The 13,535-nt window shown below is 37.3% G+C and carries 11 protein-coding genes and 1 pseudogene; 11 read left to right on the top strand and 1 reads right to left on the bottom strand.

Translation table 11 applies throughout. From position 1 onward, the window contains the following. Nucleotides 1-440: 440 nt before the first annotated feature. The 4 genes and pseudogenes from K4Z77_RS09730 to K4Z77_RS02205 all read left to right on the top strand — a co-directional run bounded on the left by K4Z77_RS09730 (nt 441) and on the right by K4Z77_RS02205 (nt 3,933). A pseudogene (locus tag K4Z77_RS09730) lies at nt 441-768 on the top strand (hypothetical protein). Nucleotides 769-833: 65 nt separating this feature from the next. After that, nucleotides 834-2,816 (top strand): ABC transporter permease, encoded by a 1,983-nt coding sequence (locus tag K4Z77_RS02215; RefSeq protein ID WP_224218297.1) that lies wholly within the window; start codon nt 834-836, stop codon nt 2,814-2,816. Next, complete coding sequence (locus K4Z77_RS02210) at nt 2,813-3,436, top strand: ATP-binding cassette domain-containing protein (RefSeq protein WP_224218296.1); 624 nt, start codon at nt 2,813-2,815, stop codon at nt 3,434-3,436. Before K4Z77_RS02215 ends, K4Z77_RS02210 begins: the two co-directional genes overlap by 4 nt. Beyond that, nucleotides 3,433-3,933 (top strand): hypothetical protein, encoded by a 501-nt coding sequence (locus K4Z77_RS02205; RefSeq protein ID WP_224218295.1) that lies wholly within the window; start codon nt 3,433-3,435, stop codon nt 3,931-3,933. Before K4Z77_RS02210 ends, K4Z77_RS02205 begins: the two co-directional genes overlap by 4 nt. 165 nt (nt 3,934-4,098) lie before the next feature. Here K4Z77_RS02205 and gor read toward each other — a convergent pair whose 3' ends face one another. After that, nucleotides 4,099-5,445: a glutathione-disulfide reductase gene (gene gor, locus K4Z77_RS02200; protein ID WP_224218294.1), complete on the bottom strand. Its 1,347-nt coding sequence runs from the start codon at nt 5,443-5,445 to the stop codon at nt 4,099-4,101. Between the two features lie 289 nt (nt 5,446-5,734). On the opposite strand from gor, the gene K4Z77_RS02195 reads away from it, so the two are divergent. From K4Z77_RS02195 to K4Z77_RS02165, 7 genes are all read left to right on the top strand, one after another. After that, nucleotides 5,735-6,943 carry an efflux RND transporter periplasmic adaptor subunit gene (locus K4Z77_RS02195; RefSeq protein ID WP_224218329.1) on the top strand — a complete coding sequence of 403 codons (1,209 nt, stop codon included), beginning with the start codon at nt 5,735-5,737 and terminating at the stop codon, nt 6,941-6,943. After that, the gene (locus K4Z77_RS02190) at nt 6,927-7,628 is read left to right on the top strand and encodes an ABC transporter ATP-binding protein (protein WP_000811471.1); all 702 of its coding nucleotides are present in this window, start codon (nt 6,927-6,929) and stop codon (nt 7,626-7,628) included. The genes K4Z77_RS02195 and K4Z77_RS02190 overlap by 17 nt, the downstream gene beginning before the upstream one ends. A gap of 1 nt (nt 7,629) precedes the next feature. Then, on the top strand, nt 7,630-8,889 hold the full coding sequence (locus tag K4Z77_RS02185) for an ABC transporter permease (protein ID WP_224218293.1): 1,260 nt from the start codon (nt 7,630-7,632) through the stop codon (nt 8,887-8,889). Nucleotides 8,890-9,012: 123 nt separating this feature from the next. Further along, a complete protein-coding gene (gene metG, locus K4Z77_RS02180) occupies nt 9,013-11,010 on the top strand; it encodes a methionine--tRNA ligase (RefSeq protein ID WP_033680088.1) in 1,998 nt (665 codons plus the stop codon). Between the two features lie 133 nt (nt 11,011-11,143). Then, nucleotides 11,144-11,464 (top strand): PadR family transcriptional regulator, encoded by a 321-nt coding sequence (locus K4Z77_RS02175; RefSeq protein WP_224218292.1) that lies wholly within the window; start codon nt 11,144-11,146, stop codon nt 11,462-11,464. A gap of 3 nt (nt 11,465-11,467) precedes the next feature. Further along, nucleotides 11,468-12,283, top strand: a complete 816-nt coding sequence (locus K4Z77_RS02170; protein ID WP_224218291.1) for a hypothetical protein — start codon at nt 11,468-11,470, stop codon at nt 12,281-12,283. Nucleotides 12,284-12,355: 72 nt separating this feature from the next. Further along, nucleotides 12,356-13,282 carry an aldo/keto reductase gene (locus tag K4Z77_RS02165; protein WP_033680090.1) on the top strand — a complete coding sequence of 309 codons (927 nt, stop codon included), beginning with the start codon at nt 12,356-12,358 and terminating at the stop codon, nt 13,280-13,282. Nucleotides 13,283-13,535 lie beyond the last annotated feature (253 nt).

Here is a 13,535-nt window from a genome sequence, read left to right as displayed (position 1 = left end):
TAGTTAACCTCTTTTCTGATGTATAGTAACTATTATACTCGTAGAGTAATTATTGTCAACCAATTTTTTTAAACAAGGTAACAAAAACTGTAACGGCCGATTTGATTGACAAGAGAAATTTGATAATTGTTTTTTATCGATTTGTAAATCAGTTTTATATATAGATAATCCCATTTTATACATAAAAAATATACTATAAATACTTGACAAACTAAAAAATAAGTGCCACATTAATAAATGTAAACGGATACATTTATATGTGTTCAATTTTAAAAGGAGGGGTAGTTATGAGATATTTTAACGACTCTAGATACCATAACGGTGATTAAAAACCTAAATATAATCAATTCATATTAAAGTAATATGGATGGACTAAAAAGGGACTATTATTTAATCTTCATCAAATATTTAACTTCAAGGAGAAGTAAAATGAAAAAAGAATTAATAAGAAAGCATCTGTTTTTCTAGTTGCAAGTGTTTTAAGTTTTGGCTTTGCTACTGCAGCTAGTGTTGTTAGTGCAACTACAGCACACCCTGCTCCATATCCCATTATTGATGTATGGCAGTATGGTGTAAATGATAACTATGGTTATTCGAATTACTTTGTTAGTTCTCCAGATAATATTGGATCAAAATCTTCAGTAACGAATTATTGGGGAACCGTTAAAGCTTATGATAAAAAAGATTATGGATGGGCATATTCAAGTGCAAAAAAAATCTTGGAGCGATATTCGATTAAATGCATATTGGGATTATTATAGATTTTAAAAATAATTTATGAAAACAAGAGACCCGATTATAAGATAGGGTCTTTTGTAATATGGTAAGTGCTTATGAAATTAAAATTATGTATCATTGGATTTTTCTTTTGTTTGATTGCTGCAATTGGTCTGGTCACTATCAGCGATACTGAAACCCCCGTACCTTTACCAATTGATGGTGCTTTTTCTATTCAAGGAAAAAGTAATCTTTCTAATAACGAAATATACGAAATGGTTCGTGACTTATCAAAAACGGAAAAGGTTACCATTTACAAACCAATCGTTCAGAGTTCTGGTCAGTTGAAGTATGTAAATTTCGATGATGAAAACAATGAACAATTAAAGTCCGCACCAATAATAGGGATGTATTACACCCTTGGGAAAATGGATATAGATAGTTTGAAACCACTTACGATGACGGGGTTGCAAACAGTATATATGGCTTATCCTTGGTATATAGGAGGAATCTTACAATTTACTGGAACTTTAAGAATACTGTTAATGAGTTCGATTTACTTAACTTTATTAGTTGTGTTATTTGTTGTTAGAACGAAGCAGATTAAAGAAGGAGTGATACGACGTTCTTTGGGCTTGCCTGTATATGATCTAAGAAGAGAGTATGGCATTTCTCTTATTTTTGAACTGATTATGATGGCTTTATTGATGATTTCTTACAGTTCTTTTTTGGGAAATGGTTTCTTCACCTATAGTTCTAAGTTATTTTTCTCTCTGCTTTTAACGAATTTTATACTATTTCAAATCATTGATCTCATTACTTTTGTTTTATTTTGGTTGACGATTCAGGTTGAAAAGCCTATTGAAATTATTAAAAACAAGGCGAAAAATAAACTTATTTTTGTCGTATGGCTTGCCATTATTTCGATTATCATCCTTGTCTCAGGAATTTTTTTACAAGAAACAAAGAGTAGTCAATCCAGTATTAACATCCAGCTACAGAATTTAGTACCATGGGACACAGTAAAAGACTGGAGAAGGATTGAGTTCCTTGGAATTGAAAGTAACTCTACTAAAAATGGAGAAGTTAATGATTCGGATGGTCAGTATCTACAGATAGCTGCTGCCTTAAAAAACTTAGATTATTTATATATAGACCGATCTAAGGCATATGTTCCAGATTTCATGAAAACATCTCATGTTTTAGAAGACTTTTCTAAACAATTAGAAAATGACGGAATAACGAATCCAGAAATAAATAAAGAGTTGATTTATATCAATCAAACAGGTGCTAACCTACAAAATAAAGTGAATGGAACAAACTATCATCTTTTAGATAATAAGATAGCAACCATCTATATTCCTGAGAAATGGAAAGAAAATCAGAAATCTATTGAAAATACAGTTGTAGCAGAACAATTTATTGGAACAAACTATACAAAAGAAGAAATTGCAGTACAAATAATTCCTGATGGGAAAAAAATTTTTTATTTTAATGAAGATGCTGATGATAATCATAAAATGAAAGAGTTTTTACCAATCGCAAGTGTAGCAGATAGTAAAGATAACATTGTTGTTGTGTTAGATACGGACAAAATGATTGAAAACAACAAGTTTTCTTTGGCTAGTAATATAACATATAAGTCTCTTTTTAGTCCTGAGGCGGTAAATAAAATAAATGAAATGGCTAGCCAGTTGAATTTTTCAATGAATCCAGTAGATGTTTACCAAATTGTGAAATTAAAGATCCAGTCCTTAGAGCACCAAATTCTACTTTCACAAATTTTGCAGAAGATAATTTACAGTATTGTCTTTATACTCATTTATCAATATGTCCAACTTTATATTGCCCTAAAACAGAATGAATATGTGAAGAAAATCATTTTAGGTCTGTCAAAAACATATATAGCAATTTCAAGTCTCAAGTATTTTATGATGACTATTACAATCGTTATCCTATTTACATTTCTTATGACAGGTCAAATAGAGTTGCTATATATTGGTCTCGCTTCTCTGCTCGTTTTGATGTTGTCAATAATCATGAGTTTTAGAAAATTATCTGAAAGCTATACTAAAATTTTAAAAGGAGATGAAACATGACAATTGACCTTTTGAACGTTTCAAAAAGTTTCGGCTCAAAAAAGATCTTTACAGACTTAAATTTAAAATTTGAATCTGGAAAAAGTTATGCATTGATTGGAGGTTCTGGCTCTGGTAAAAGCACCCTTCTTAACATTATAGGAAGATTAGAAAAAATTGACAGTGGGAATGTTTTAGTTGATAAACAAGATATTTGGAAGATAAAAGAAAGAACTTTTTTTAAAAATACTGTTGGATATGTATTTCAGAATTATTCTTTAATAGATAACAAAACAGTATATGATAATTTGAAACTTATCACTAAAGACAAAAAAACAATAACTGATGTACTTGAAAAAGTAGGACTGTCAAATGACTATTTACATCAAAAAATATATGAATTGTCTGGAGGGCAGGCTCAACGTGTAGCTATTGCCAGAATGTTAATGAAACCACGAAAAATTATCTTAGCAGATGAGCCTACAGGAGCTTTAGATGGTGAGATTGGAAAAGAAATTATTCGTTTATTATTGAATGAAAGAGATGAAGACAAATATGTAATTATAGCGACACATGATCCAGCTGTCTATAACGAAGTTGATGTGATCATTGATATGAAAGATATAGGGGATAATGTATGAAAAAGATAATTTATATTGCTTTGATCTTTGTAGCTGGGCTACTTGCTATTTTCTTCTTTGGAAAACAAATGATTACAAAAGAAAATACCAATAAACCAACACTGGAGTTAATAGTCTATACGCTTTCTTCTAGTGATACAGAAAAATGGAATAAAGTGAGACAAGTAGAAACGGAAGAAGCTATATACTTCATAACTGTGAAAGAATTAGCATCTTCAGAAGAAGTATTTTCAAACATCATTGCAAATGGAGCTGCTGCGGGGGTCGGAGTTCGTGAAGAAGAAGTGAAGAAATTCAATAATGGTTTAGGAGACACTATAGAGGACTCTAAGCATAATAAACTCATTGGAATAGAATTTTTTACTTTTTCTAATGCTGACGAGGGATTTGTAGTAGCAAATTTTGACTACGGTAACGAAGAGTTGAATTCTAAGAAAAAAGAGATAAAAGACTTATATAAAAAAATATATGAATCTTTTAAAGAAAAGAATAGATGATTGTGTTATAATCCTTATATTTTGCTATGGTTTGTTAATTGATTTTTGCATATCTTATTTCAACATACTATAAAATAAAACATAAGAAAACGAGTATCTCCAACTACGGAAATACTCGCTTTTTGATATTTAGAAGTGTTTTTTGCTCTGCTTCTTTTATTTCGATTAACGCATAGTTACAAATTCTTCAGATGCAGTTGGGTGAATCGCCACAGTTGCATCAAAGTCTGCCTTGGTTGCTCCCATTTTGATAGCAACAGCAAATCCTTGAATCATTTCATCAACGCCGTAGCCAATTCCATGAAGTCCGACAACTTTTTCTTCTGAACCAGCTGTGATTAATTTGAAACGTGTTTCTTGACGATTGCAAGTGCAAGCAGAGTACATAGATGTAAAGCTTGATTTATAAACCTTGATTTGGTCTTGACCGTATTCTTTAATAGCTTGCTCTTCTGTCAAGCCAACAGTTCCGATAGCAGGGTGTGAAAAGACAACGGTTGGAATAGTTGAGTAATCCATTTTTGCAGTTGTTTTGCCGTTAAAGAGACGTTCAGATAAAGTACGTCCAGCCTTGATAGCAACTGGAGTTAGTTCTTTTTCGCCTGTTACATCACCTAGAGCATAGATTCCCTCAACAACAGTATTTTGGTATTCATCTACTTGGATAAAGCCACGTTCATTCAGAGTCACTCCAGCTTTTTCAAGTTGCAAGTCCTTAACGTTTGGACGGCGACCAGTAGCCCAGATAACTTGGCTAGCTGTGTGACTAGTACCATCTTCGAAATGAATGGTAATGCCATCAGTAGTTTTTTCTAACTTGACAGGGACTTTGTGAGTATGAAGTGGTAAGTTTGTTCTTTCCATTTCCTTGACCAAACCTTCAACGATATAAGAATCAAAACTACGTAAAGGACGATCACGGCGAACAAAGAGATCTGTCTTGACACCAAAAGTGTGGAGCACGCCAGCCAATTCAACGGCAATATAACCCGCGCCTAGAATAGCAACTGACTCTGGCAATTCTTCCCAAGCAAATACATCGTCAGAAGAGCCACCTAGCTCAGCACCAGGAATATTTGGAATACTTGGATGGGCACCAGTAGCAATCACGATATGTTTAGCACGAATCAACTCACCATTTACGCTAACAGTATGAGAATCTACAAATTCAGCATGACCTTCAATCAAGTCTACTCCGTTGCGTTTAAAACTGCCATCATAAGAAGAACGAGCGCGATCGATGTAGGCTTCACGATTACGACGTAGTGTTGCAAAGTCAAAGTTAAGATCAGTAGTCTTAAAGCCGTAGTCTTCCCCAAATTGATGGAAAGTTTCAGCGATTTGCGCCCCGTACCACATGATTTTTTTAGGAACACAGCCGACATTGACGCAAGTTCCGCCTAGTTTCTTTTCCTCAATAACGGCCGCTTTGGCTCCGTGTTCACCAGCACGGTTCATGGTAGCAATTCCTCCGCTACCTCCACCGATAGCAATGATATCATATTCTCTCATTGAAAACTCCTTTATACTCTTTTAAATAGTAGAGTGTCATTTTTTGATAGTCATATTCTATCTTTTTTTTGATGTGATTGCAAAAATCTGCTACGTTCAAAAAAATTAAAGAAAAGGCTTGCAAAAAAGAAAAATAAAGTGTATTATATAACTAGTACAATGATTGTAAAATAAATTCCGAACAATAATTAAATCCTGAAATGTCATTATTTCGTTCTGAAATGTTATTGTTTCAAATTGATAATTTTTGTATAATATTGTTAAGAACTTTAAATCAAAAAGGAGTTTCATTATGAAAAAGAATGGTAAAGCTAAAAAGTGGCAATTGTATGCAGCAATTGGTGCTGCAAGTGTAGTTGTATTGGGTGCTGGGGGCATTTTGCTCTTTAGACAACCTTCTCAGACTGCTGTAAAAGATGAGGCTACTCATCTTGTTGTTGCCAAGGAAGGAAGCGTGGCATCCTCTGTTTTATTATCAGGGACAGTAACGGCAAAAAATGAACAATATGTTTATTTTGATGCTAGTAAGGGAGATTTAGATGAAATCCTTGTTTCTGTGGGTGATAAAGTCAGTGAAGGACAGGCTTTAGTCAAGTACAGTAGTTCAGAAGCACAGGCGGCCTATGATTCAGCGAGTCGAGCAGTAGCTAAGGCAGATCGTCATATCAACGAACTCAACCAAGCGCGAAATGAAGCCGCTTCAGCTCCTACTCCACAGTTGCCAACACCAGCAGGAGGCGAAGGAGCTGCAGCCCAAACTCAAGCTGCAGTCTCAGGAAATTCGGTATCATCTATTGATGCACAATTAGGTGATGCTCGTGATGCTCGTGCAGATGCAGCAGCGCAATTAAGCAAGGCTCAAAGTCAGTTGGATGCAATGACGGTTCTCAGTACCTTAGAGGGAACTGTGGTCGAAGTCAACCGTAATGTTTCTAAATCTCCAACTGGAGCCAGCCAGGTGGTAGTTCATGTCGTTAGCAATGAAAACTTGCAAGTTAAGGGGGAACTATCTGAATATAACCTTGCCAACCTCTCTGTAGGACAAGAAGTAACCTTTACTTCTAAAGTTTACCAAGATAAGAGCTGGACTGGTAAGATTAGCTACATTTCTGACTACCCTAAAAACAATGGTGAGGCAGCAAGTGCAGCTACTGCCGCAGCAGGTGGTAATTCTGGTTCTAAATATCCATATACCATTGATGTTACAAGTGAAATCGGTGATTTAAAACAAGGATTCTCAGTAAGTGTTGAGGTGAAGAACAAGACTAAAGCTATTTTGGTTCCTCTAACAAGTATTGTGACTGAAAATGATAAGAACTATGTCTGGGTGCTTGACGAGCAGAAAAAGGCCAAAAAAGTGGAAGTTGGTTTGGGTAATGCTGACGCAGACAACCAAGAAATCACTTCAGGTCTGACAACTGGAGTCAAGGTCATCAGTAACCCAACGTCTTCTCTAGAGGAAGGAAAAGAGGTGAAGGCTGATGAAGCAACTAATTAGTCTAAAAAATATCTGCAGAAGCTATCGGAATGGTGACCAAGAACTGCAGGTTCTCAAAAATATCAACCTAGAAGTGAATGAGGGTGAATTTGTTGCCATCATGGGACCATCTGGTTCTGGTAAGTCCACTCTGATGAATACGATAGGCATGTTGGATACACCAACCAGTGGAGAGTATTATCTTGAAGGTCAAGAAGTGGCTGGACTTGGTGAAAAACAACTAGCCAAGGTCCGCAACCAACAAATCGGATTTGTCTTTCAGCAGTTCTTTCTTCTATCCAAACTTAATGCTCTGCAAAATGTAGAATTGCCCTTGATTTACGCGGGAGTTTCGGCTTCAAAACGGCGCAAGTTAGCTGAGGAATATCTAGATAAGGTTGAATTGACTGAGCGTAGTCACCATTTACCTTCAGAATTATCTGGTGGTCAAAAGCAACGTGTGGCTATTGCGCGTGCCTTGGTAAACAATCCTTCTATTATTCTAGCGGACGAACCGACAGGAGCCTTGGATACCAAAACAGGGAATCAAATTATGCAATTATTAGTTGAACTAAATAAAGAAGGAAAAACCATTATCATGGTAACGCATGAGCCTGAAATCGCTGCTTATGCCAAACGTCAGATTGTCATTCGCGATGGAGTTATTTCATCTGATAGTGCTCAGTTAGAAAAGGAGGAAAACTAAGATGCAGAATCTGAAATTTGCCTTTTCATCTATCATGGCACATAAGATGCGCTCTTTTCTCACTATGATTGGAATCATCATCGGTGTTTCATCAGTTGTTGTGATTATGGCTCTGGGAGATTCTATGTCTCGTCAGGTTAATAAAAATATGACCAAGTCACAGAAGAATATCCATGTTTTTTTCTCACCTATTAAAAGTAAAGATGGCTCTTTTACCCAAAAACAATCAGCATTGACAGTTTCTGGGAAAGAAGAGGAAGTTCCTGTTGAACCACCAAAACCGCAAGAATCCTGGGTCAAGGAGGCTGCTAAACTTAAGGGTGTGGACAGTTACTATGTAACCAACTCGACCAATACCACCTTGTCTTATAAAGATAAAAAAGTGGAGCGCGCTAGCTTGACAGGTGGGAATATTACCTACATGAAGGCGGTTGAAAATGAAATTGTTGCAGGCCGCAGTCTCATAGCTCAGGATTATAAAGATGTGGCCAGTGTCATTTTGCTAGACCAAGAACTTGCTAATAGCCTGTTTGGATCTGCTCAAGAAGCTGTTAACCAGATTATAGATGTTGGTGGCTTTAGTTATCGTGTCATTGGTGTCTATACTAGCGATGAGGCCAAGACTGCCAAGACTTTTGGTATTGGTGGACTTCCAATTACGACTAATATTTCTCTTGCCAACAACTTCAATATGGATGAGATTTCTGATATTGTCTTCCGGGTTAATGATACCAGTTTGACACCAACTGTGGGACCAGAATTAGCTAGAAAATTGACCGAAATTGCTGGTCTTCAGCAAGGGGAGTATCAGGTGTCAGATGCGACTGCAGCCTTCCAAGAAGTACAACAATTGTTCGGTTTTATAACTACGATTATTAGTGCCATTGCAGGAATTTCTCTCTTTGTTGGAGGAACTGGTGTTATGAACATTATGCTGGTTTCTGTTACAGAGCGTACGCGTGAGATTGGTCTCCGTAAGGCTTTGGGTGCAACACGTGCTAATATTTTAATCCAGTTTTTGATTGAATCCATGATATTGACCTTGCTTGGTGGAGTCATTGGTTTAACCATTGCGACAGGCTTAACCGCTATAGCTGGCATACTCTTGCAAGGATTGATTGCGGGTATAGAAGTAGGAGTGTCAATCCCGGTTGCCCTATTTAGTCTTGCAGTTTCGGCTAGTGTTGGTATGATTTTTGGAGTCTTGCCAGCCAACAAGGCATCGAAACTGGATCCAATCGAAGCCCTTCGATATGAATAAGATCAACAAGATGGACGCTTGTCTATCTTGTTTTTGTATGGATTTCCCTATCGAAAATCATTAAAAATGTGATATAATGAAGTGTTAGAAAAACAGGTTTCATTTGCCTGGAAAGGAAAAATTATGTCTGAAAAGAATTTTTATATTACAACACCGATTTACTATCCATCTGGGAAACTTCATATCGGTTCTGCCTACACAACCATCGCCTGTGATGTCCTAGCCCGTTACAAACGCCTAATGGGCTACGATGTCTTTTATCTGACAGGTCTTGATGAGCATGGTCAAAAGATTCAACAAAAAGCGGAAGAAGCTGGCATTACACCACAAGCCTATGTTGATGGGATGGCAGTTGGAGTCAAAGAACTCTGGCAATTACTAGATATCTCATACGATAAATTTATCCGTACAACTGATGACTACCATGAAAAAGTTGTCGCACAGGTCTTTGAGCGCTTGCTTGCTCAAGATGATATCTATTTGGGTGAATACTCTGGTTGGTACTCAGTATCAGATGAGGAATTCTTTACAGAAAGCCAGCTTGCAGAAGTATTCCGTGATGAAGCTGGAAATGTAACTGGTGGTATCGCTCCATCAGGTCACGAGGTGGAATGGGTCTCTGAAGAATCATACTTCCTTCGCCTCAGCAAATACCAAGATCGTTTGGTAGAATTCTTTAAATCTCATCCTGAGTTTATCACCCCATCAGGTCGACTCAATGAAATGTTGCGTAACTTCATCGAGCCAGGTTTGGAAGATTTGGCAGTTTCTCGTACAACCTTTACATGGGGAGTACCAGTCCCATCAAATCCAAAACACGTTGTCTACGTTTGGATTGATGCCCTTCTTAACTATGCGACAGCTCTTGGCTACGGTCAAGATGAACATGGTAACTTTGACAAGTTCTGGAATGGAACAGTTTTCCACATGGTAGGAAAAGACATCCTTCGTTTTCACTCAATCTATTGGCCAATCCTTCTTATGATGTTGGATATCAAATTGCCAAATCGCTTGATTGCCCACGGTTGGTTTGTTATGAAAGATGGTAAAATGTCTAAATCTAAAGGGAATGTCGTTTACCCTGAAATGTTGGTAGAGCGTTATGGGCTAGATCCGCTTCGTTATTACCTCATGCGTAGCCTTCCAGTTGGTTCAGACGGAACCTTCACTCCAGAAGACTATGTGGCACGTATCAATTATGAATTAGCCAATGACCTTGGAAACCTCCTCAACCGTACGGTTTCCATGATTAACAAGTACTTTGATGGTCAAATTCCTGCCTATGTAGAAGGTGTAACAGAGTTTGACCATGCTCTTGCTCAGGTTGCAGAACAATCAATCGCTGACTACCATACACATATGGAAGCAGTTGACTACCCACGTGCGCTTGAAGCAGTCTGGACTCTCATCTCACGTACTAATAAATACATAGACGAGGCAGCTCCATGGGTCTTGGCTAAGGATGAAGCACTCCGTGACCAATTGGCAAGTGTCATGAGTCACTTGGCAGCTAGCCTTCGTGTCGTAGCTCACTTGATTGAACCATTTATGATGGAAACTAGTCGTGCAGTCTTGACTCAACTTGGTCTAGCAGAAGTTTCTAGCCTTGAAAACTTGAGCCTGGCAGATTTCCCTGCTGGTGTGACTGTTGTTGCCAAAGGAACACCAATCTTTCCACGTCTTGATATGGAAGAAGAAATCGCCTATATCAAGGAACAAATGGAAGTCAACAAGCCAGCTGTCGAAAAAGAGTGGAACCCAGACGAAGTTGAACTCAAACTAAACAAGGAAGAAATCAAGTTTGAAGACTTTGACAAGGTTGAAATCCGTGTCGCAGAAGTCAAAGAAGTGTCTAAAGTAGAAGGTTCTGATAAGTTGCTTCAATTCCGCCTAGATGCAGGTGATGGTGAAGATCGTCAAATCCTCTCAGGAATTGCAAAATACTATCCAAACGAACAAGAATTGGTCGGCAAGAAAGTTCAAATCGTTGCTAACCTCAAACCACGTAAAATGATGAAAAAATATGTCAGTCAAGGGATGATCCTCTCAGCTGAACATGATGGACAATTAACCCTTCTCACAGTTGATCCAGCTGTACCAAACGGAAGTGTGATTGGGTAACAATAGACAGGACTAGTTTATGCTAGTTCTGTTTTTTTATTTTGACTATTATGCTTTACAAACTAGTGTGAAAGTGGTATATTATAGATGAAGCTACTAGTAGGTATTACAAAATAGATAGAAGGGAGAAGTGATGAAAGAAACTCAACTATTAAAAGGTGTTCTTGAAGGTTGTGTCTTGGATATGATTGGTCAAAAAGAGCGATATGGCTATGAGTTGGTTCAAACTTTGCGAGAGGCTGGCTTTGACACTATCGTTCCAGGAACTATTTATCCTTTATTACAAAAGTTAGAAAAAAATCAATGGATAAGAGGTGACATGCGCCCATCGTCAGATGGTCCAGATCGAAAGTATTTTTCGTTAACCAAAGAAGGAGAAGAGCGTGTCTCGGTCTTTTGGCAACAATGGGACGATTTGAGTCAAAAAGTAGAAGGAATTAAGAATAGGGGTTAAACTATGAAAAAAATGAAGTATTACGAAGAAATAAGCGCTTTGTTACATGAATTCTCTGAGGAGAATCGGCAATATTTTGAGGAGCTATGGGAAAGTTTTAATCTTGCTGGATTTCTCTATGATGAGGACTATCTTAGAGAACAGGTCTATTTGATGATGCTAGATTTCTCAGAAGCAGAACGAGACGGGATGAGTGCTGAGGATTATCTAGGTAAGAATCCTAAAACAATCATGAAAGAGATACTCAAGGAAGCGCCACGCAGTTCTATCAAGGAGTCCATTTTGACACCAATTCTTGTCCTAGTGGTATTACGTTACTATCAACTACTAAGCGATTTTTCTAAAGGTCCTCTCTTAACAGTCAATTTACTCACATTTTTAGGGCAACTTCATCTTTTTCTGATTGGCTTTGCTCTTGTGGCCACAATCTTACGATGGAGTTTAGTTCAAGATTCTCCTAAGATGAAAATTGGCACTTATATTGTCGTTGGGAGTATAGTTCTTCTAGTTGTTCTAGGATATGTAGGAATGGCAAATTTCATACAAGAAGGAGCCTTTTATCTTCCTGCTCCCTGGGATAGTTTCCTTGTCTTTACGCTTTCTCTAGTCATCAGTATTTGGAATTGGAAAGAAGCGGTCTTTCGTCCCTTTGTCAGTATGATTGTTGCCCATCTTGTTGTAGGGTCTCTGCTCCGTTACTATGAGTGGATGGGCATTTCAAATGTTTTCCTTACAAAATTCATTCCTTTAGCTGTTCTTTTTATTGGAATCTTTCTCTTGTTCCGTGGGTTTAAGAAGATAAAATGGAGTGAAATATAGTCAAAAAGCCGTTGCAAAGCGGTTTTTTGTTATAATGAAGGGAAGAATGTAGAATTAAAGGAGAAAAATTTGATGAGATACATAACTCTTGGTCAAGATGATAAAGAATTATCAGAAATTGTTCTCGGAATGATGAGAATAGAAGATAAGTCTGTAAAAGAAGTTGAAGAGCTTGTAGCAACAGCACTTTCTGTTGGAATCAATGCCTTCGACTTGGCTGATATATATGGTCGTGGTCATTGTGAAGAACTGTTAGGTCTTGTCCTAAAAAATCATCCAGATTTAAGAGAAAAGATATGGATTCAGTCCAAATGTGGAATTCGCATTGAAGAATTTACCTATTTTGATTTTTCAAAAGAGTATATTCTAGAATCAGTAGATGGAATTTTAAAAAGATTGCAGGTTGATTATTTAGATAGCTTGCTTCTCCATCGACCAGATGCTTTAATGGAAGCTGATCAAGTGGCGGAAGCCTTTGAAATTCTACATACATCAGGTAAAGTTCGAGACTTCGGTGTGTCCAACCAAAATCCTATGATGATGGAATTGCTTAAGAAAGAAGTCAAACAGCCTCTATCGATCAATCAATTACAATTAAGTGCAGCTTTCACACCTGGTTTTGAATCAGGATTTCATGTCAATATGGAAGGCAACAAGGCAGCTGTGCGTGATGGAAGCGTCTTTGAATACTGCAAATTAAACGACATGGTTATTCAGGCCTGGTCAGTCTTGCAGTTCGGATATTTTAAAGGGAATTTTGTTGGCAATGAGAAGTTCCAACAACTAAACCAAGTCCTAAATCTATTAGCATTAAAATACAGTGTGAGCCCATCAGCTATTGCTATCGCTTGGGTGTTACGCTACCCAGCCAAAATGCAGGCAGTCGTAGGTACAACCAATCCTAAGCATTTGATAGAGGCAAGCCAAGCAAGTAAAGTAAACTTGACTCGAAAAGAATGGTATGAAATTTACATCGCTGCAGGGAATGATTTGCCTTAGGAGAAAATGCATTTAAAGAAATCACAGTCAAAAAAACGTTGGAAAATGGTTTTTTCTTATGTGACTATTAGTCTGTCTTGATTCGCTAGGTACGGTTTATTAACGGATGATTATGATTTAATACTCAATGAAAATCAAAAAGCAAGCCAGTAAGCTAGCCGCAAGCTATACTTGAGTACGGTAAGGCGACGCTGACGTGGTTTGAATTTAGTATAACTATTCTGATTTACATACTAGCAGGGAAGCAGTATCC

Origin of the sequence: Streptococcus mitis subsp. hohhotensis (assembly GCF_020089495.2) — a bacterium.
Lineage (GTDB): Bacteria > Bacillota > Bacilli > Lactobacillales > Streptococcaceae > Streptococcus > Streptococcus hohhotensis.
Note: the sequence above shows the minus strand (reverse complement) of the source record. Positions and strands in the feature narration are given on the sequence as shown.